The 18,838-nt window shown below is 59.5% G+C and carries 21 protein-coding genes; 10 read left to right on the top strand and 11 right to left on the bottom strand.

Translation table 11 applies throughout. From position 1 onward, the window contains the following. Window positions 1-4: 4 nt before the first annotated feature. The 4 genes from erpA to argC all read right to left on the bottom strand — a co-directional run bounded on the left by erpA (window position 5) and on the right by argC (window position 2,657). A complete protein-coding gene (gene erpA, locus ASQ50_RS14465) occupies window positions 5-337 on the bottom strand; it encodes an iron-sulfur cluster insertion protein ErpA (protein ID WP_227513363.1) in 333 nt (110 codons plus the stop codon). 82 nt (window positions 338-419) lie between these two features. Then, window positions 420-863 carry a bactofilin family protein gene (locus ASQ50_RS14460; RefSeq protein ID WP_058090719.1) on the bottom strand — a complete coding sequence of 148 codons (444 nt, stop codon included), beginning with the start codon at window positions 861-863 and terminating at the stop codon, window positions 420-422. 3 nt (window positions 864-866) lie between these two features. Further along, complete coding sequence (locus tag ASQ50_RS14455) at window positions 867-1,607, bottom strand: DUF6776 family protein (protein WP_058090718.1); 741 nt, start codon at window positions 1,605-1,607, stop codon at window positions 867-869. 12 nt (window positions 1,608-1,619) lie between these two features. Continuing rightward, window positions 1,620-2,657 carry an N-acetyl-gamma-glutamyl-phosphate reductase gene (gene argC / locus ASQ50_RS14450; protein WP_058090717.1) on the bottom strand — a complete coding sequence of 346 codons (1,038 nt, stop codon included), beginning with the start codon at window positions 2,655-2,657 and terminating at the stop codon, window positions 1,620-1,622. A gap of 144 nt (window positions 2,658-2,801) precedes the next feature. Between argC and ASQ50_RS14445 the strand changes: the two genes are divergently transcribed. The 5 genes from ASQ50_RS14445 to hemL are packed head-to-tail and all read left to right on the top strand — an operon-like array spanning window position 2,802 to window position 7,755. After that, window positions 2,802-4,577 carry a chloride channel protein gene (locus ASQ50_RS14445; protein WP_058090716.1) on the top strand — a complete coding sequence of 592 codons (1,776 nt, stop codon included), beginning with the start codon at window positions 2,802-2,804 and terminating at the stop codon, window positions 4,575-4,577. Between the two features lie 3 nt (window positions 4,578-4,580). Then, window positions 4,581-5,003 carry a protoporphyrinogen oxidase HemJ gene (gene hemJ / locus ASQ50_RS14440; protein WP_058090715.1) on the top strand — a complete coding sequence of 141 codons (423 nt, stop codon included), beginning with the start codon at window positions 4,581-4,583 and terminating at the stop codon, window positions 5,001-5,003. Between the two features lie 41 nt (window positions 5,004-5,044). Then, window positions 5,045-5,806, top strand: a complete 762-nt coding sequence (gene thiD / locus ASQ50_RS14435) for a bifunctional hydroxymethylpyrimidine kinase/phosphomethylpyrimidine kinase (RefSeq protein ID WP_058090714.1) — start codon at window positions 5,045-5,047, stop codon at window positions 5,804-5,806. 5 nt (window positions 5,807-5,811) lie between these two features. Beyond that, window positions 5,812-6,462 (top strand): thiamine phosphate synthase, encoded by a 651-nt coding sequence (gene thiE, locus ASQ50_RS14430; protein ID WP_227513180.1) that lies wholly within the window; start codon window positions 5,812-5,814, stop codon window positions 6,460-6,462. Window positions 6,463-6,474: 12 nt separating this feature from the next. Next, window positions 6,475-7,755, top strand: coding sequence for a glutamate-1-semialdehyde 2,1-aminomutase (hemL, locus tag ASQ50_RS14425; protein ID WP_058090713.1), 1,281 nt, complete (start codon window positions 6,475-6,477; stop codon window positions 7,753-7,755). 48 nt (window positions 7,756-7,803) lie between these two features. On the opposite strand, the gene ASQ50_RS14420 is transcribed toward hemL, so the two are convergent. From ASQ50_RS14420 to ASQ50_RS14405, 4 genes are all read right to left on the bottom strand, one after another. After that, entirely contained in the window at window positions 7,804-9,126 is a 1,323-nt protein-coding gene (locus tag ASQ50_RS14420; protein WP_058090712.1) for a tetratricopeptide repeat protein, read from the bottom strand. An 84-nt stretch (window positions 9,127-9,210) separates the two neighbouring features. Then, the gene (locus ASQ50_RS14415; protein WP_058090711.1) at window positions 9,211-9,609 is read right to left on the bottom strand and encodes a hypothetical protein; all 399 of its coding nucleotides are present in this window, start codon (window positions 9,607-9,609) and stop codon (window positions 9,211-9,213) included. Next, window positions 9,606-10,310, bottom strand: a complete 705-nt coding sequence (locus ASQ50_RS14410; RefSeq protein WP_068351687.1) for an anti-sigma factor family protein — start codon at window positions 10,308-10,310, stop codon at window positions 9,606-9,608. The genes ASQ50_RS14415 and ASQ50_RS14410 overlap by 4 nt, the downstream gene beginning before the upstream one ends. A gap of 10 nt (window positions 10,311-10,320) precedes the next feature. Beyond that, a complete protein-coding gene (locus ASQ50_RS14405) occupies window positions 10,321-10,908 on the bottom strand; it encodes an RNA polymerase sigma factor (protein WP_227513179.1) in 588 nt (195 codons plus the stop codon). A 203-nt stretch (window positions 10,909-11,111) separates the two neighbouring features. Here ASQ50_RS14405 and ASQ50_RS14400 point away from each other — a divergent pair, with 203 nt between their 5' ends. After that, window positions 11,112-12,047, top strand: coding sequence for a DUF4382 domain-containing protein (locus ASQ50_RS14400; protein ID WP_058090710.1), 936 nt, complete (start codon window positions 11,112-11,114; stop codon window positions 12,045-12,047). Between the two features lie 57 nt (window positions 12,048-12,104). On the opposite strand, the gene ASQ50_RS14395 is transcribed toward ASQ50_RS14400, so the two are convergent. Together ASQ50_RS14395 and mrcB are read right to left on the bottom strand one after the other, a co-directional pair. Further along, window positions 12,105-12,686, bottom strand: coding sequence for a tetratricopeptide repeat protein (locus ASQ50_RS14395; protein WP_058090709.1), 582 nt, complete (start codon window positions 12,684-12,686; stop codon window positions 12,105-12,107). Beyond that, window positions 12,683-15,001 carry a penicillin-binding protein 1B gene (gene mrcB / locus ASQ50_RS14390; protein WP_058090708.1) on the bottom strand — a complete coding sequence of 773 codons (2,319 nt, stop codon included), beginning with the start codon at window positions 14,999-15,001 and terminating at the stop codon, window positions 12,683-12,685. The genes ASQ50_RS14395 and mrcB overlap by 4 nt, the downstream gene beginning before the upstream one ends. A 133-nt stretch (window positions 15,002-15,134) precedes the next feature. Here mrcB and ASQ50_RS14385 point away from each other — a divergent pair, with 133 nt between their 5' ends. From ASQ50_RS14385 to ASQ50_RS14375, 3 genes are read left to right on the top strand one after another with little or no spacing between them, the layout of a single operon-like run. Continuing rightward, the gene (locus ASQ50_RS14385; protein WP_197492694.1) at window positions 15,135-16,721 is read left to right on the top strand and encodes an AAA family ATPase; all 1,587 of its coding nucleotides are present in this window, start codon (window positions 15,135-15,137) and stop codon (window positions 16,719-16,721) included. A 43-nt stretch (window positions 16,722-16,764) separates the two neighbouring features. Further along, a complete protein-coding gene (locus ASQ50_RS14380) occupies window positions 16,765-17,133 on the top strand; it encodes a pentapeptide repeat-containing protein (protein WP_058090706.1) in 369 nt (122 codons plus the stop codon). After that, window positions 17,130-17,501, top strand: a complete 372-nt coding sequence (locus ASQ50_RS14375; protein WP_058090705.1) for a Rieske (2Fe-2S) protein — start codon at window positions 17,130-17,132, stop codon at window positions 17,499-17,501. Before ASQ50_RS14380 ends, ASQ50_RS14375 begins: the two co-directional genes overlap by 4 nt. Here the strand turns inward: ASQ50_RS14375 and sfsA are convergent. Further along, entirely contained in the window at window positions 17,485-18,216 is a 732-nt protein-coding gene (gene sfsA / locus ASQ50_RS14370; RefSeq protein ID WP_058090704.1) for a DNA/RNA nuclease SfsA, read from the bottom strand. The two genes, ASQ50_RS14375 and sfsA, sit on opposite strands and share 17 nt — an antisense overlap. 178 nt (window positions 18,217-18,394) lie before the next feature. Between sfsA and dksA the strand changes: the two genes are divergently transcribed. After that, window positions 18,395-18,835, top strand: a complete 441-nt coding sequence (gene dksA, locus ASQ50_RS14365) for an RNA polymerase-binding protein DksA (RefSeq protein WP_058090703.1) — start codon at window positions 18,395-18,397, stop codon at window positions 18,833-18,835. Window positions 18,836-18,838: the final 3 nt, after the last annotated feature.

The following is an 18,838-nucleotide window of genomic DNA, read 5'->3' as shown; positions in this document are numbered from 1 at the left end:
GACATCAGATCGAAAACGAACTGCCGCAACCGCAGGTTGAGCTGGCGTTAGGATTCTGAACCACAAACTGCGAACCCTGAAGGCCTTCCTGATAATCAATGGTGGCGCCTACGAGGTACTGGTAGCTCATGGAGTCAACCAACAGCTTAACTCCATCCCGCTCTATGACGGTATCATCGTCTTCCTGATTTTCATCAAACGAAAATCCGTACTGGAACCCCGAACAACCACCACCTGTTACGAACACCCGCAGCTTGAGGTCAGGATTCTCCTCTTCCTCGATCAACTCGCGCACCTTGGCAACAGCGCTGTCGCTGAAGAACAACGGTGTGGCCATTTGCTGCTGAACTACACTCAAGGTATGCCTCCGGGAGATAAAGCGGTCAGAGGATTATGGTATTCCCGACTAAAACAGTCAACTATTCGGATTTACCCTCACCCTCAGACTCCGCACTTTGCACAGATTCTTTATTGTGGGTCAGCAAGCCGCTGGTTTCATCCTGACGAACCAGATTACCGTTCACGGATGCTCCCATGGCCATCTCGATAAGGCGATAGTATACGTTACCGTTAATGGCAGCGTTCTCTGCCAGTTCGAGGTGGCTGGTGGCGCGCACGTCACCGTTCACTTTGCCGTTGATGATAATGTGTGGCGCGGTGACATCGCCGGTGATCTCACCCACTTCCGACAGCCGGACCACAGCGTCACTGCCCTCTTCCGCCAGCACTCGGCCTTTAATTTTGCCATCCACATGCAAGCCGCCGGAAAAGCGTACATCGCCTTCAATGGTTGTTCTGGATGAAATCAAGGTATCGAAATGGCCAACGGAACGGCGCGGCTTCTGTTTTTTCTTGCCCAGCATGTATCAGCTCCCAGTTAACTGTGCCCAATCAAATGTTCGTTCTGCCTGTGAGGCATTCCGCCCTTGCGCCTGTGCCACCACCTGGATTTCGTAAGGCTCAAAGCCTTGAGGAAGGCTCAAGGTACCCTCTACATCCTGGAAGTACCGAAATCGGAACCTGACTCCCAGATCCTCGATGTCGTCGGACAGATCGCGCAAGGCTATCACTTCTTTCTCACCGTCCAGCCTGCCTATGATATTCACGGCCACCTGCCCGGCTATAAAACTGTTGTTATTGCCCACCTGAGTCAGCACCATCTTGAACCGATAGGTGTTATCGCCACGGGCGGATGCCAGTGTGAAGCTGTCAACCTGCAACCCCTTGCTGGTCTCGGAGGGCGCCATGATATTCCGATAGAATGTCAGGTCTGCCTCCAACTCCGAGATTCGGGTTTCGAGCCCGACGATGGTGTTTCTGGCTTCCCGCAGAGCCTGTTCGTCGATCGCGCGCCCGCGCTCAAGATTCACCAGGTTCTGCCGCGCGGTGCGAAACTGATCCCGCAGACTGCGCACTTCGTCAACCAGCTGCTCGTTCGAGGCTTCGGCAGATGAAAACCGGAACCCACCCTGCGCCAAGCCAGCAGCGTAACCGGCAATGGCGGCGACCAGGGTAAAGGCCAGCAGGATCATCGTCCGGCGCAGGCGGTAGCCCGGCCGGTGACGGATCACCACATATTCATCGTTCGGTTTGCGGGTATCACTCACCTTGGCCGGCCCTCAAGGAAGAAGTGCCGGAGCCTTCAGGCCCTGGGTTTCGTCAAGACCAAACATGATATTCATGTTCTGCACCGCCTGCCCCGCCGCACCTTTGACCAGGTTGTCGATGACCGAGGAGACAATCACCACATTGCTCTGCTCCTGGCGATGCAACGCCATCCGGCACTGGTTGCCGCCACGAACACTGCGGGTTTCCGGGTGACTGCCAAAAGGCATGACATCCACGAATGGCTCGGTCTTGTAGCGCTCTTCGTAGAGGGCCTGGAGCCGATCAAAATCCGCAGGCTCTGACAACTCCGCGTATAAGGTGGCCTCGATACCCCGAATCATCGGCACGAGGTGCGGCACGAAAGTTACGCCAACCGGCCCGGTAGCCGCCAGACTCAGGCCCTGGCGGATCTCCGGCAGATGCCGATGCCCGGAGGCGCCGTAGGCCTTGAAGCTTTCACCGATCTCTCCATGTAGCATGCCGATGTTGCCCTGTCGGCCGGCACCGCTGGCACCGGATTTTGCATCGGCAATCAGCCGGCTGGGGTCTACCAGCCCCTGTTCGAGCAAGGGCAGGAAGCCAAGCTGCACCGCGGTGGGATAACAGCCCGGGTTGGCGACCAACTGGGCCTGGCGAATGGCGTCACGGGCCACCTCTGGCAAGCCATAAACCGCCTTCTGTGCCCACTCCGGCGTTTCGTGGGTCATACCGTACCACTTGGCCCAGACATCCAGGTCTTTCAGGCGGAAATCCGCAGACAGATCCACCACACGAACGCCGGCTGCCATCAGTTCCGGCACCATGCGCATGGCGACTCCGTGGGGTGTGGCAAAGAACACCAGGTCGCACTGTGCCAATACCGCTGAATCAGGCTCCGAGAAGGCCAGGTCAAAATGCCCTCGCAGATTGGGGTACATGTCAGCCACCGGCATACCCGCCTCGGAACGCGAAGTGATGCATCTCACCTCTGCGTCCGGATGAACGGCAAGAATCCGCAACAGCTCAACACCGGTGTACCCGGTTCCCCCAACGATGCCTATTTTGATCACACTTATCTCCAACGTGGTCTGGTCAGAATTCCCGGGTAGTCTACCATGATAATCCAAGGACTTATTGCAGCCTGCAGACCCATGGTTACAATGTTGTCAGAATCCTTCTGAAGGACCCGCCCATCGACCCGGAACCTGGCGTACATGCGTAACATCAGGCAACAGATCACCGAGAACCTGATTCCCGTTTTCCGGCGGAAACTGTCGGGCGTCGATGCACTGCCACAACTGGCTGTGCTGGGGCTGTTGTCCGGCATTGTCACCGGCGCGGTGATTCTGTTGTTCCGGCTCGCCATTGAATGGCCACTGGAGCACTTCCTGCCCGGTGCGGGGTCAGAGAAATTCGAGCAACTGGGCATTGTGACCCGAGGTCTGCTGCCGCTGGCCGGCGCCGTTGGTCTGGGCATTCTGCTGCACAAGCTGTCCATTCACGATCGCAAGGTAGGCATCGTCCACGTTATGGAGCGCCTGAACTACCACCAGGGCTACATCTCGTTCAAAAGCGCCATGGTTCAGTTTGTTGCCGGGGTTACCACCGTGGTATCCGGTCAGTCAGCAGGCCGGGAGGGCCCTGCTGTGCATCTGGGCGCGGCGTTTTCAAGCCTATTCGGGCAATGGCTGAGACTGCCCAACAACAGCATACGAACGCTGGTAGCCTGCGGCTGCGCAGCCGCTATCTCGGCGTCTTTCAACACGCCGATTGCCGGCGTGATCTTCGCCATGGAAGTGGTGATGATGGAATACACCATTGCCGGCTTTACGCCGATTATTCTGGCCGCGGTCAGTGCCGCCATCATTACCCAGATCGTCTACGGGTCGGAGCCAGCATTCAGCGTGCCAGCGCTGACCATGAACTCGCTGCTGGAAATTCCGTGGATCCTCGCAATTGCCGTGATTATCGGGATTGCCGCTGCGGCCTTCATCCACCTGGTGGACAACATGGGGCGCCATCACCACCGGCCGGTACTGCTCCGTATTACTGTGGCTGGTCTGCTGATGGTGCCGTTTGCGATCCTGGTGCCGGAAACCATGGGCATTGGGTACGACACGGTCAGCGAAACCATTCACGGCGAGCTGGGGTTCTGGCTGCTACTTGGCGTGGGCGTGGCAAAGCTGGTGATTACCGGGCTGTCTATCGGGCTTGGTATGCCAAGTGGCGTGATCGGCCCGACCATCTTCATGGGGGCGACACTTGGCGGAGCAATGGGGCTGATCGGCGCCCAGATCTTCCCCGAGCAAGCATCGTCTGTGGGCTTTTACGCCATGCTGGGCATGGGAGCGATGATGGGCGCGGTGCTGCAGGCACCGCTGGCCGCACTGATGGCCTTGATGGAACTGACTCGAAACCCGAACATCATTTTGCCTGGCATGCTGATCATCACCACCGCCAGCCTGGTGACCAGCGAAGCCTTCGGCAAAAAATCCCTGTTCCTGACCATTCTGAAAAACCAGGGCCTGAGTTACCAGAATTCGCCAGTGATCCAGGCGTTAAGACGAGTGTCTGTGGGCGCGATCATGGACCGGAGTATTTTGCGTACGGATCGGGAACTGACCCCGGACGAGGCCCGCAAGGCACTGAAGTCGGAACCCAAATGGTTGCTGGTTGAGGGCAGCAATGGGCCAACTGCCCTGTTACCAGCGGTGGATCTTGCCCGCTACCTGGAAGACACGGAAAAACAGGTTGCCGAAGAGGGTATCGACCCTCCGGACAGCGTCGACCTGATGCAAATCCCGGCCAACCGGCGAGATGTGGCGCCAGTGCAATATCAAGCCACCCTGGAAGAGGCCCTGAACGCATTCGACTCGACCCAGGCTGAGGCGCTGTACGTACAACGCCATGTAGCCCCGATGATTCAGCGGGTTTATGGTGTGGTGCTTCAATCAGACATCGAAAGTTATTACCAATACCGACGGAGTTGATGGATGTTGTGGGTCAAGGCGTTTCACATTATTTCCCTGGTGTGCTGGTTTGCCGGCATTTTCTATCTGCCCCGACTGTTCGTATACCACGCAGCCTGCGAGGATCAGCCGGGCCGCGAACGCTTCAAAATCATGGAGCGCAAGCTGTACCGCGGCATCACGACCCCATCGATGATCGCCACGGTAGTCTTTGGAATCTGGTTACTCAGTTACAATGTATCCGGGTATTTCAGCATGGGTTGGATGCACGCCAAACTGGCCCTGGTCGCGCTGTTGATCGTTTACCATTTCTATTGCGGCCACCTGGTAAAAGTCTTCCGGGATGACAAGAATACCCGCAGCCACGTGTTCTATCGCTGGTTTAACGAGGTTCCGGTATTTATTCTGTTAGCGGTGGTCATTCTGGCTGTTGTAAAACCCTTCTGAGGAGAGCAACCATTAATAGCTACACCCGCCCCCATGTTCTGGTGCTGTCAGGGCTGGACCCCTCCGGTGGTGCCGGCATTCAGGCCGATATCCAGGCGATTACTTCCCTTGGCGGGCACCCCCTGCCAGTGCTGACCTGCCTGACCGTGCAGGACACCAACAACGTGTATGGCGCCGAGCCTGTCAACGCTGAGCTGATCCGGCAACAGCTGCAGTGCCTGGCAGCGGATGTGCCCATCCATGCCATCAAGACCGGCGCCTTGGGCAATGCCGAGGTGGTCGATGTGCTGGTGGCGTTTCTCGACAGCCAGCCGGAGTTACCGCTGATTGTCGACCCGGTCATCAAGGCCGCCGGCGGCAGCGATCTCGCCGATGAAGCGTTGGTTCAGGCGATGAAAACCCGACTGTTCCCCAGGGCGGAAATGATCACCCCCAATGGCGTTGAACTGGCCCAATTGGGTGGCAGTGATGATCCTGACCAGGCCGCCAGAAACCTGATTGACGCCGGCTGCCAATCGGTACTAGCCACCGGTGGCCATGGCACGGGCATCCATATCGTCAATACCCTTTACAACCATGCTCCGGAACCCATGCACTGGGAAGTGGAGCGGGTGGGTGCCAATGAGTTCCACGGCACCGGTTGCACCCTGGCGGCCGCCATCGCGGCCGGGCGCGCCAGCGGGTTATCGGCCAGGGCATCGATCTCCCAGGCGCAGAACTACGTTCATCGTGCCCTGCTGCACGCGCTGAACGTGGGCAAAGGTCAACGGGTTCCCGACCGGGGCATTCTGTGGGAACGCTGAACCGGATGCTAAAACCTGGCCTGTATGCCATTACCGATAACGTACTGACCCCGGCAGATCAACTGATTGCCGCCGTGGAAGCGGCATTGCAGGGCGGAGCGACATTGGTACAGTACCGCGACAAGGCAGGCACCAGTGCCGAGCGATTGCGCCAGGCAACGGAGCTGAACGCCCTGTGCCGCCAGTCCGGTGTGCCCCTGCTGATTAACGATGACCCGGAACTGGCCCTGCGGGTGGGCGCTGCGGGTGTGCACCTGGGCCAGGACGATTGCACCCTGACCGACGCCCGGCGTGTTCTGGGGCCAGAGGCCATCATCGGCATTACCTGCCACCATCGGCTGGACCTTGCCCGCAACGCCAAGGCGGCAGGGGCCGACTACCTGGCGTTTGGCCGGTTCTACAACTCGGCCACCAAACCCGGTGCACCACCTGCAGAAACGAGTGTATTGACGGAAGCCAGAGCGCTGGCGCTCCCGATCACCGCGATTGGCGGCATCACCACCGACAACGCCGAAGCCCTGATCCGTGCCGGCGCAGACTTGATTGCAGTGGTGGGCGGACTGTTCGGGGGCACCCCGGAGGACATCCGGCACAGAGCCGAGACCTTTACCCGGCTGGTGGCCAGACATCACCCTCTTTTCTCATCTTCAAACTGACAGGAGCTATCCGTGACTCACTCTGAAACGCTATTCGAGCAGGCCCAGAAATACATCCCAGGCGGCGTAAATTCACCGGTGCGGGCCTTCCGCGGCGTTGGCGGTACTCCGGTTTTCTTCAAGCATGCCGAAGGCGCTTATCTGTACGACGAAGATGACCGCCGTTACATCGACTTTATCGGCTCCTGGGGCCCGATGATTCTTGGCCACTCAGACCCGCGCATTAAAGCGGCCCTGCATGCCCAGGTGGATCTGGGTGTGGGCTATGGCGCACCCACGGCCATCGAAACCGAAATGGCGAAAAAGGTGTGTGAACTGGTGCCCTCCATTGAACTGGTGCGCATGGTCAACTCCGGCACCGAAGCCACCATGAGCGCCATTCGCCTGGCCCGTGGTTACACCGGCCGGGACAAGATTGTAAAGTTTGAAGGCTGCTACCACGGCCACGTGGATTCGCTGCTCGTGAAGGCCGGCTCCGGCGCGCTCACCCTGGGTGTACCCAACTCCCCGGGCATTCCCGCCAGCCTGGCCGAACACACCATTACTCTGAACTACAACGACATCGACCAGGTTAGAGAAACCTTCAAGGACATCGGCGATCAGGTGGCAGCCATCATTGTCGAACCCGTTGCCGGCAACATGAACTGCATTCCGCCGGTGCCCGGGTTCCTGGAAGGGTTGCGGGAAGTCTGCGATGAACACGGCACGGTACTGATTTTTGATGAAGTCATGACCGGCTTCCGGGTGTCACTCGGCGGTGCCCAAGGCTTCTACGGCGTAACGCCGGACCTGACCGCCCTGGGCAAAGTGATCGGTGGCGGCTTGCCGGTGGGTGCTTTTGGCGGCAAGCGGGCAATCATGGAACACATTTCTCCACTGGGCCCGGTCTACCAGGCCGGCACCCTGAGCGGCAACCCCCTGGCCATGACCGCGGGCCTGACCACCCTGAACGCTATTTCAGAGCCCGGCTTCCACGACAAGCTGACAGAAAAAACCAACAAAGTACGTGATGGTCTGAAAGCCGCCGCGGACGAGGCCGGCATTCCGCTGGCCGTTCAGTCTGCTGGCGCTATGTTCGGTTTTTTCTTCACCGAAGCCCCCTCGGTGACCACCTTCGAACAGGTGATGGCGTGCGATGTGGAACGGTTCAAGAAGTTCTTCCAGGGCATGCTGAAGGAAGGCATCTACCTTGCCCCCTCGGCGTTCGAAGCCGGCTTTACCACCGCCGCCCTCAGCGATGAAGACATCGAGTTCACCCTGGCTGCGGCCCGGAAAGTCATGGCAACCCTGTAACGGGATCGCCTCGTCAGCTCTGGCCACTCGGGCCAGGGCTGATGTTTTTCAGAATATCCCCTCCAGAGATACCGTGTAGGTGTGACGACGGTAGTCGTACCGGTCAATCCGGCTATCCTGATTCCGGTACAGCCACTGATTACGCACCAGCCACTGCCGACTGATTGCATACTCTGCCATCAGCCCAAATTCCCGACGCACATCCCGGCGCCGCTGAGTGATCAGTGTGCCTTGTTCGAACCATTGGTGTGGATCGTCGTAACGACTGTGCCGCACGGCAACCTCCGCCCCTACCGAAAGAGCCGGCCCAACCGGATAAATCGCCTCAACGCCCAGTTCATGATGGACCGGGGATACGCTGGCGAAAAACTCGTCCTGTTGAAAGTCTTTACGGTGATTGCGCTGCCAACGATAAAACCCTTCAACAAGCAGCCAATCAAAGTTTTGTTCGGCACGGGCTTCAAACTGGTACCACTGGCCATCATAGGCGTCGTAATCCGGGCCGCCATTCACCTGATCCGCTGACACCGACCAGGAACAGCCGGCCAGCCAGTCCGATAGCGGGCACACACCGGAGCGGCCGAACAGGCTCAGGCCTGCACGGGTTTCCAGCTCATCATTGCCAAGCCAGGCCCGTGAGGCACCGGCGCGCAGGCCGAGCTCCCACTGGTCAAAGCGACGTAGAGCGGCCGCTCGGGCCTGAAGCACAGAGGTGTCGTCCGCGCGGCTGCGGGTATAATCCTGGCCATAGATGACGCCATCCCAGACCACCCGCCAATCGTCGTTCACCGGCTGGATCAGAGTGCCCGCCGCCACCAGCTCGGCGAAAAAACTGCCTCTGTCGCTCGGCGAGTCGTCGGGAACGCCGGCCACATTACTGTCGTAGCCAAGCCCGGTAGCCAAGTAGCCTTGGGCCATCGATTTCATTGAGGACAAGTCAGAGGGGGCATCCTCGGCCAGTTTGGCCAGTTGCCGCTGCGCCAGCTCACGGATGGTTTCTGGTGCGTCCTCACTGGCGGATTCCTGAAACCAGCGCTCAGCCACAGCCAGTCGGCCATCCGCCAAGGCAACGAGGCCGAGATTGTATCGGGCAAGGGCCTGATTCTGGCCTTCCAACAGACGGGAAAAGAGCGCTTCGGCGGCCGGATAGTCACCGGTTTTATAATAGGTGACCGCCAGGTTGTAGGTCAGCGCCGGGCTGTCGTAACCCAACTCCCTGGCCACTTCAAACTGCTGCCGTGCGGCGGGATAGTCACCCTGCTGAAACTGCTCAATGCCAATGGCCATGGCCTGCTGCGCGGATTGATCCGGCTCGGCAAAAACAATAGCGGAGATGGCCAACAGGCCCACGAAACGAAGAGTCTTGAACAACCGAAAACCTCAGGCTCGACATCAACGGAACCGGCCGGGGCAGCCCCGTTCCGGGCGAGCACAGAGGTTAACACAGATAACAGGTCAGGGCCGTGACGGTGGTGACGGTAGCTCCGGCCTCAGTTCGTCAAGATCTCGCACGGTTTCAGGCAGGCTGTCGCGCCCGATATCCGGTTTGCCGCGCCGATTTTCCCGGGCACGCTCAGAGACCGACTGGCCAAAATCCCGCCCCCGCTCTCTGGCATCCTCTGCCGTTGCCCTGCCGGGCGCCAAGGTATTACCCCGTTCATGGCGGCGCAAACCGGGCAACTCCGGCAGGCGTATTTCCCGGGTAACGGCGCCGGTCAGATCTTCGCTGTCGTCCACCATTCGCATGGTGACGTCAAGGTCGTCGGCCATAGCCAGCTGACCAGCGCCCGCCAGCACGGCCACCAGCATCAAGCGGGTAAAACTGGCCCGCCACCAGGACTCACAAACGCTCATGTTGCAGGCTCCTTGTGATTTATCCGACCGCCGGGGGCAGCCGGGCCATCATCGTTCGGGTACTGGGGCACCATCGCCCGGAACACCTTCTGGCGGCCATTGGCATCGAGTTCAGCGATGAGCTCGCCGGCGCCAGGAAACAGAATCGTCAGGGGTAATTCCAGCACATTGTCGCCCTGTACAAGGCTCACCTGCCAGCTGACCCGATGCTGACCGGGCAAGCCTGACAACTCAACATGGGGCGGAAGATCCAGTGTCAAGGTGACATCATCCAGGGCTTCACCCGCATTAAAGGCCAGCCGTACCGTCCGTTCCACCGGCGCCAGCTCTGACGGAGCCGCCGCTTCTTCGGTCAGGTCCGTGGCTGCCACTTCCGGCTCCGGCCCAGGCTTACCTCCCCCCTGGCCGAGCATCAGCCCCAGAACCAGCGCGGCCGCAACGGCACCGCCCCAGACCACATGAACCTTGCGATTGGAGGCCGGCGCGGGAAGCTGGCCGAACACCCGGTGTTCAAAGCCCGGTGACGGGTCTGGCAGCCTGCAGCGGGAGGCCAATTCGGACATCAGCGAGCGCTCGAACGCCTCATGCTGCTGACACAGAGCACAATTTTCCAGATGCACGAGCACAACCCGCGACTCATCAGCAGGCAGCTGCCCCCGAACATAATCGGGCAATTGTGATCGGATTTGCCGACAGGACATAGTTATCACCTCAATGTTCCAGACGCCCGGAATCATCATCTGGTTCCACGGCCAACTGAAGATGCCTCCTCAAGGCAGCCCGACTGCGATGCAGCCGGGATTTGACGGTTCCAATGGGCACTCCCAACACCTCGGCCACATCTTCCTGGCGCCAGCCATCCACATCATGAAGCAACAGCAGAGTGCGCTGGTCTGGCGACATCTGTTCCAGCGCCCGGTCGAGCATTGGGCCAAGCCGTTCTTTGCTGAGTTCCAGTTCGGGCGACTGATCGTCCGACATCTGGCTGTCGAGCCAATCCGATTGGCTCTCGGCCTCCATCAACTCGCTTACCGGGCGATCGGCCTGGCGCCCCTTCTTTCTCACCGAGTCGATAAACTGGCGGTACAGCACGCGGTTCAACCACGGCCGAAGCTGATCCACGGATTCCAGCTCATCCAGGCGCGGATAGAGCTTCACCACCACATCTTGCACCAGATCTTCGGCGTCCTGAAGGCTACCGGTCAATCGATAGGCAAAGCTGTGCAACGCCGTCAGGTGCGGCTGCACCAGGCGCTGGAATCGCTTTTGGGCGGATGGACGAAACGGAAGAATGGCCAAAAAGTACTGCCTGATCATGGGTTGCGAAAGCACGCAGTCTATACCAGCCCTGCCAGCCGTGCACTTCTCGGCCGATTATGACCAGGTCATGTGCAAATGTTAATCAAACCACGAGGAACCCGGCGCCGTTCCGGAGCGTGAAACCAGTACTGGCGATGACAACGCCGGATAAACACCGAATAAGGATACGAACCGGAGGATTTATGAAGCGTTCAACCCAAGTTTTGACGGTCTCCGCCCTCGCCGCCGCGCTGGCCGCCTGTGGTGGCAGTGGCAGCGATTCTTCAGGGCAGACTGGCACCGTATCCATGGGGCTCACCGACGCCCCGACCATGGACCTGAGCAGCGTGAACGTGGCGTTCAATGCCATCCGGCTCAAACCAGTGGATGGACAGTGGCAGGAGTTCAGCCTTGACGAAGTGGGTATCATCGATCTGCTCACCCTCCAGGGCGGCGTAACCCAGCCGTTGATCACCGATGAGGAAGTGCCCGCCGGTGAATACGAGGAAATCCGCCTGATTGTCGACACCGAGCAGTCCTGGGTCACCCGGGAGTCCGAAGGTGATGCCCGTTACACCCTGGGGGTTCCCTCCGGCGAGCAAAGCGGCCTGAAACTGAAAGGCAACTTCATTGTGGCCGCCGACACCAGCCAGAGCTTCACTATCGACTTCGATGTTCGCAAATCCATCGTTGACCCCCAGGGCCGGGCACTCGGAGATTATATGCTCAAGCCGGTACTTCGCCTGGTCAACAACCTGGAAGTGGGTAAGCTGACGGGAGAAGTGGATTACGCCACCATCCTGCAAGCTCGCAATGACAACCCGGGGCGGCTCGACTGCAGCCCGAACTATGACGGCGCCGTCTATGTCTACGCGGGCGAGATAGACGAACCGGTAGATCTGAACGTCGAGCGGGAAGGCCTCAATCCGCTGATGGTGGTTCCGGTCACCGAGCAGGAAGATGGTGATCTGTATGAGTGGACCGCCGCCTTCCTCACCGAAGGCACCTACACCATCAGCTACAGCTGCCAGCTGGATGATAACGAGACCGACGACGACATCGAGTTTGAGGGCACCCAGACCCTCGACGTCATCGCCGGCGAAACCACCGTGGCTGACCCCATTCCGCTGCAGATTTGATAAGACAGCATTGACGCAAAGGCCAGGGACGGCCTTTGCTCTCCTGGCATTCTTCTATCACAACGCCCCGGCACGGGCCTCAGCCTGATCGGCCCCGGCCACATTACCCCTGGCCCGGCGAATATCCGCCAGCAGCAACCAACCCGAACGCTGCATCCTCGAATCGTTACCCGCCAGCGACAGACCTTTCAGGGTGAACTGTTCGGCCGCCCCCAGATTGTCACCAGACACATAGGCTTCCGCCAGCTTGAAATAAACCTCTGAGGAACGCGGCGCTATGCGTTGTGCCCGCTCCAGGCGGGCGATAGCACCGGCAGAATCCCCCTGCGCCAGGCGCTGGTCGGCATCACGGATCAGGCTGACCGCCGCGGCCGGCAGCTCGTCACCGGACTCCCGATAACTGGGCGAACGAGTGGCGGGCGCCTCCGGCTCGCGCACCTGGGGCTGCTCGCTCTTGCGCCATACCTGGGGTTCAGTCTCGTTTTGCGGTTCCGCGCTTCGTGGCGGTTCCGGTGCACTCGAGCGATCGTCGCCTCCCATAGGTACATAGATGGAGCCACCACCGGGACCGCCGGCGCAACCGGCCAGGCCGAGAGCCATGGCCAGGCAACCGGCGCGGGTAATCGTTGTTTTATTCATCGGAACAATCCTTCAAACCAACTGCGTATTTGCCGCCCAAACTGACCTTCGCAATCCAGACGCTGCCGGGGCTCACTGCCGGCGATAAATGGCACCAGACGGGCGTCTTCACATCCCTCTCCGGTCAATGCCTGCTCCCGGGCATTGACCCAATGATACTGGACACCGTCCGGCATGACTGGGGAAAAGCCATGCTGTGGCAGCTGAGCCATCATTGCAGACCACACCGGCAGGGCACCAGAAGCGCCGGTCAATACCGTGGGGCCGTTATCGTCTCGCCCAACCCAGGCGACTGCCAGATAGTCACCACTGAAACCGGCGAACCAGGAGTCCCGGCCCTGGTCTGTTGTGCCGGTCTTTCCGGCCAGGGTAAGCCGATCTGGTAGCTTAAGGTAAGCGGAGCGGCCGGTGCCCTCCTGCATGGTTTCCTGCATGGCGTACTGCACCAGGTGCACGGCAGCGGGATCGGCAACCCGGTCGACCTTCAGGTTGTAGCGAGACAATGGCTCGTTGTGGGCATCGGTCACTTCCCGAATGGTCCGCAAGGGTGTGTTGAAACCGGAGGTGGCCAGCCCCTGATAGAGCTGGGCCACTTCCGCCGGCGTCAACGACATAGACCCCAGAAGCAACGAGGGATAGTCTGAGATCGGTGTGGTTACTCCAAACGCCCGTAACACTTGTTGCACACGCGGGATACCGACATCCAGCCCAACCCGCACCGCCGGGAGGTTGTAGGATCGGGACAGGGCCAGGTGCAGGGGCACCTCACCACGTTCCTCACCGTCAAAGTTCTTGGGCTGCCACAACCGCCCGTCGTCAAACTCCAGGGTAAAGGCGCGGTCCTGAACCGGTGTAATCAGGGTATACCGGTCGGCCTGCTCCAAGGCCGCCAGGTAGGTGAAGGGTTTGATCAGCGAGCCAATGGGCCGGCGGGCGTCCACCGCACGGTTGAAACCGGCAAACTCCGGGTCTTTACCGCCTACCAACGCCAACACCTCGCCGGTGTCCTTGGCAGTGACCACCAGGGCCGCCTCCAGAGCCTCGCGGGTGTCACCACGGGCAAGTCTCGGCAAGGTATCGCGAACCGCCTTTTCCGACGCATCCTGAACCGCCGGGTCCAGGGTCGTGAAGATGCGCAAACCTTCGCTTTGCAGGTCTTCTTCCCGGTAATCCCGCGCCAGATGCCGGCGCACCAGATCTATATACGCCGGGTAACGGTTGTCGGTATAGGACGGCCGGGCGCTCACCCCCAAGGGCTGGCGGGTGGCTCGGGCCAACTCGTCAGCGTTGATCAGCCCGGCTTCGGCCATTTCCGTCAGTACCAGGTCTCGCCGAGCCTTGGCGCGCTCCGGGTGTCGGCGCGGATTGTAGTAACTGGGGCCTTTGACCATACCGATCAACAGGGCGATCTGATGAACGTCCAGGTCTTTCAGGGGTTCGCCAAAGAAAAACTGGCTGGCCAGGCCAACGCCATTGATGCTGCGGTTACCGGCCTGTCCGAGATAAACCTCATTCAGGTAGGTTTCCAGAATGTCGTCTTTCTCGTAGTGCCACTCCAGCAGAATCGACATCAAGGCTTCGTTACCTTTGCGTACCAGGGTCTGGTCACGGGTCAGGAAAAAGTTCTTCACCAGTTGCTGCGTCAGGGTACTGCCACCCTGCACAATCTGCCCGGCTTTAATATTGGCCAGCATGGCCCGGGCAATAGACAGGGGCGCAACGCCGTGATGCTCGTAAAACTGGCGATCTTCGATGGCCATCAGGCCAAGGGGCAACAGTTCCGGTACCTCATCCAGCCGAACCAGCACCCGGTCCTCCCGGTGAGAGGGGTAAATACCGCCAATCCGAGCGGGCTCCAGCCGGACAATCGGAGAATCCGGGCCAGCGACCACCGAAAACGACTGAACACGGTCTCCCGACACCACCAGTGAAAGCCGGCGCCTGGGCTCTTCACCGTCGGGGAAACGAAAACCACGGGCGCTGATCAGAAACCGCCCGCCATTTCGCTGATACGTCCCAGCCCGAACGCCGTCCCCAGCCCGGTATCCTGCCAGTTCCAGCTCACGAGCAAGACCTGCCGCGCTCACGCTTGCGCCATCATAAAGCTCTAACGGCCGAGCGTAGACACGGGACGGCACTTCGAAACGGCGGCCCTCAAAACGAGAGGTTACGACCGCATCCAGATACACCATCCAGCCGGCCAGAAGCACCAGCCCCAGGGCCCCGACGCGAAACAGAAAACGCCAGAAACCGCTGCGTTTGGCCGCCGGCCTGGATTTGGACGATTTTTTACGGGGGGAACGAGATTTGGTCATGGCCGGATTATAACGAAGCCGGCGGTCCCTTCGGCAGGTCTGTTGTGTGTTATTTCTGTAATCCGCCCGTTATAGTAGGCCAATCAGAACAGAGCGATAAAAATCAATGAGTTCAGGGAACCAGGAGCATACCGTGAGCGCGACCCCATCGGAAACACTGATCAAGGCACTGCAAAACCCGGAGCTGTATGACCACCCGGTACAGGGCTTTCAAGTGATTGAAACCCACATTTCACAAGTGTTGCTGACCGGCAGCTACGCCTACAAGATCAAAAAACCGATGGATTTCGGCTTTCTGGACTTCTCCACTCTGGCGCGCCGCAAGCACTTCTGCGAGGAAGAACTCCGACTCAACAGCCGCCTGGCATCCGAGCTTTACCTGGAGGTGCTGCCCATCACCGGCACACCAGAGCAACCTGTCATCGGCGGTGAGGGAGAAGCCTTTGAATACGCCATCCGCATGCGCCAGTTCGACCAGGACCAGCTGTTCGACAAGCGCCAGGAGCGCGGCGACCTGCCACCGGAGATGCTCACCAACCTGGCCCGCCAGGTAGCGCTGTTCCACGATAGCTTGCCTGCCGTTGCCGACGATAAACCCCTGGGCACCCCGGACGCGGTGTACGCCGCGATGCAGGAAAACTTCGAGCAGATTCGCCCGATGCTGGACGACAACACCCTGCTGCTGCAACTGGACAACCTGGAAGAATGGACCCGGACCACCTTCGAACGGCACCGGGAGCTGATTACCAGCCGCAGGGCCAAGGGCATGGTGCGGGAATGCCATGGCGACTTGCACCTGGCCAATATTACGGTGTTCAACGATCAGGTCACGGTGTTCGACTGCATCGAATTCAATGAGCCGTTCCGCTGGATTGATGTCATCAACGATCTGGCGTTTCTGCTGATGGACCTGGAATCCCGCCGGGAACCGCTGCTGGCCAACCTGGTGCTGAACAGCTATCTGGAATACCGGGGCGATTTCGAAGCTCTGGCCCTGCTCCCGCTCTACAAGGCTTACCGGGCGATGGTCCGGGCCAAAATCGCCCTGTTCACCATGGCTAACCCAAGCCTGGGCGAGGACGAAAGAGCCGGCCTGATGCAACGATACCGGGATTACGCCCAATTGGCGGAAGATTACGGCGAGATCCCAAACCATTACCTGCTGGCCACCACCGGTCTGTCGGCCAGTGGCAAAACCTGCGTCAGTGCTGCCATGGCCGGTGAGCTGAACCTGATCAGACTGCGCTCAGATGTTGAGCGCAAACGGCTGCACGGCCTCGGACCGCTGGACGACAGCAAATCCGGCGTTGGCACGGACCTGTACAGCCCGGAAGTCACCGAACAGACTTATCAGCACCTCGCCAATCTGGCCCAGGACCTGCTGGCCTCCGGGCTTTCCGTCATCGTGGATGCAGCCTGCCTGAAAGAGCGCGAACGCACGCTCTTCGCCAAGGTCGCCGAGACCCAGGGCGTGCCCTTTGCCCTGCTGCACTGCGAGGCCCCGGAACACCTTAGGCGGGAGTGGGTGCGCAAACGCAAAGGCGATGCCTCGGAAGCCACCGAAGAACTGCTGGATGCACAGCAAAGCTGGTTCGAGCCACTGACGGTGGAGGAGAAAACCCACACCGTGCACCTGCATACCGACCAGGAGCATGTAGCTGAAGCGGTCGCAGACCGAATTCGGCAGCACTTTGGCTTGTCACCGAGCCAAAGCGTCTAAACTTACCTGCATACGCTTGGCATCATTCCATTCGAGGTGTGAGATGGACGACATTCAGGAACACGAACTGCATCAGATTGATCACCCGCTGTATGAAATTCTGCGCAGCGAAGACATCAAGGCGTTCAATGCTGAGAAAGCAAAACTGAGCGAGCTGCCCAGTTTTGCCCATGGCGACTTCCGGGGGCTGGATTTACGCGGCCTGGACGCCAAAGGGTTGGATTTACGGCACGCTTACTTCCGGGGCGCAGACCTGCGCGGCATCGATTTTTCCAAATCCCGGATGGAGGGTGCCAGCATCGCCAGTGCCAAGATCTCCGGCTGCTATTTTCCCCATCGCCTGGAGGCCGACGAAATCGTGATGTCTTTGAATCACGGCACCCGGATGCGCTACGCCCTGCTGCCGAAATGACGGAACAGAACCATCCCTGGCAGACCGTTTGTCCTGCAACGGAGCTGGTTCCAGGCCGGTTTATTGAATTCCGACTGAAACAGAAGGCCCGTGAACCGGAAGGCATGCCCCTGACTGGCTTTGTGTTTCTGGATGGTAACGAGCCGAAAGCCTACCTGAACATCTGCCCCCACCTGGGCATTGAACTGAACTGGATGCCAGGTAAATTCATGGACGCCGACAACCTGTTTATCCAGTGCTCGACTCATGGCGCGCTGTTCAAGCCCGGCACCGGCGAGTGCATTGCCGGGCCCTGCCAGGGCGATGCCTTGACCGCCCTGGAGGTGCGCCAGCAGGGTGACCATATCGAAGTCAGGCTCGGAGACTGAACGGCACCGCTTCGGTCAGCTCCAGCCTGCCACCCGGATTGCCGTCCGGCCCTGCAAGCGCGGCACGATAAGCCAATACCTCAACCCCTGCGGCCTGCGCCTGACGCAGTAACTCACCGTAACGGGCGTCAATGTGATCCGCTGGGCGCACAACGTCGATCCCGGTGTGGTTGACCACGAACAACAGAACCGCCCGGTCGCCTTTTCCCACCTGCGCCATCAGTTCCCTCAGGTGCTTCTGACCCCGTTCGGTCACCGCATCCGGGAAATACCCGTTCGATCCCTCTGCCAGCGTGACATTCTTCACCTCCACCCAGGCGTCTGGCCGTGCCGGATGACCCGACAACAGCAAATCGATCCGGCTTTTCTCATCACCGTAACGCACCTCGGCCCGGCATTCTAAGTAACCGGCCAGCTCCGGCACCCGCCCGGCTTCAATGGCCTCCCGAGCCTGGGCGTTGGGGCGGGCGGTATTCACGCAGGCAAATACCGCAGGGGCGGTTTCCACCAGCTCCCAGGTATACTTCAACTTGCGCTTGGGATTATCGCTACGGCTCAGCCAGACCCTGGCGTTATCGGGCTGGCAACCCAGCATAGAGCCGGTGTTCGGGCAGTGCGCCGTCACTTCCTCGCCATTGGGCAATCGCACATCGGCAAGGAAGCGTTTGTAGCGTCGAATCAGGCGCCCTTCCACCAAAGGTTCAGCAAACTTCATGTGCTCTCCGCAAAAAGTCGTTGTCACAAGGCTGGCCACCCTGAGACTAATCTGCTATTTTCCGCAAATTCCCGTTTCAGGACGAATGCTTTTATCCAGGGTTAAACCGCGCAGCAACCGTGCTGGCGCGGCGGAAGCAAAGCGTTCTTGTAGTAGTACAAACAAGAGGCCGGGTTCAATGGCAAACACTGCAGAACAACCACGCGAACGTTTTACCAATTTCACCCCTTATGAAATGAAAAAGGGTGAAGACTACATGAGTGCTGACATGCTGCAGCACTTCAAAAATCTGCTCCTGCAGTGGAAACAGGAGCTGATGGAAGAAGTGGACCGCACCATGCACCACATGCAGGAAGACGCCGCAAATTACGCGGATCCCAGTGACCGTGCAACCCAGGAAGAAGAATTCAGCCTGGAACTGCGCACCCGGGATCGCGAGCGCAAGCTGATCAAAAAGATCGACCAAACCATCGACCGCATCGACAAAGACGACTACGGTTTCTGCGATCAGTGCGGCGTGGAGATCGGCATTCGTCGTTTGGAAGCGCGCCCGACGGCCACCCTGTGCATTGACTGCAAGACCCTGGCGGAAATCCGCGAGCGCCAGACCGGCATCTGAGCC

The sequence above is a fragment of the Marinobacter sp. LQ44 genome, from assembly GCF_001447155.2.
Classification (GTDB): domain Bacteria; phylum Pseudomonadota; class Gammaproteobacteria; order Pseudomonadales; family Oleiphilaceae; genus Marinobacter.
This window is presented reverse-complemented; position numbering and strand designations above follow the sequence as displayed.

Coding starts and splice junctions, on each gene's coding strand:
- ASQ50_RS14375 (WP_058090705.1), top strand. CDS start 17,130: ATGACGGAACAGAACCATCCCTGGCAGACCGTTTGTCCTGCAACGGAG.
- mrcB (WP_058090708.1), bottom strand. CDS start 15,001: ATGACCAAATCTCGTTCCCCCCGTAAAAAATCGTCCAAATCCAGGCCG.
- erpA (WP_227513363.1), bottom strand. CDS start 337: ATGGCCACACCGTTGTTCTTCAGCGACAGCGCTGTTGCCAAGGTGCGC.
- ASQ50_RS14415 (WP_058090711.1), bottom strand. CDS start 9,609: ATGAGCGTTTGTGAGTCCTGGTGGCGGGCCAGTTTTACCCGCTTGATG.
- ASQ50_RS14395 (WP_058090709.1), bottom strand. CDS start 12,686: ATGAATAAAACAACGATTACCCGCGCCGGTTGCCTGGCCATGGCTCTC.
- sfsA (WP_058090704.1), bottom strand. CDS start 18,216: ATGAAGTTTGCTGAACCTTTGGTGGAAGGGCGCCTGATTCGACGCTAC.
- ASQ50_RS14410 (WP_068351687.1), bottom strand. CDS start 10,310: ATGTCCTGTCGGCAAATCCGATCACAATTGCCCGATTATGTTCGGGGG.
- thiE (WP_227513180.1), top strand. CDS start 5,812: ATGCTAAAACCTGGCCTGTATGCCATTACCGATAACGTACTGACCCCG.
- ASQ50_RS14380 (WP_058090706.1), top strand. CDS start 16,765: ATGGACGACATTCAGGAACACGAACTGCATCAGATTGATCACCCGCTG.
- ASQ50_RS14445 (WP_058090716.1), top strand. CDS start 2,802: ATGCGTAACATCAGGCAACAGATCACCGAGAACCTGATTCCCGTTTTC.
- ASQ50_RS14460 (WP_058090719.1), bottom strand. CDS start 863: ATGCTGGGCAAGAAAAAACAGAAGCCGCGCCGTTCCGTTGGCCATTTC.
- ASQ50_RS14400 (WP_058090710.1), top strand. CDS start 11,112: ATGAAGCGTTCAACCCAAGTTTTGACGGTCTCCGCCCTCGCCGCCGCG.
- dksA (WP_058090703.1), top strand. CDS start 18,395: ATGGCAAACACTGCAGAACAACCACGCGAACGTTTTACCAATTTCACC.
- hemJ (WP_058090715.1), top strand. CDS start 4,581: ATGTTGTGGGTCAAGGCGTTTCACATTATTTCCCTGGTGTGCTGGTTT.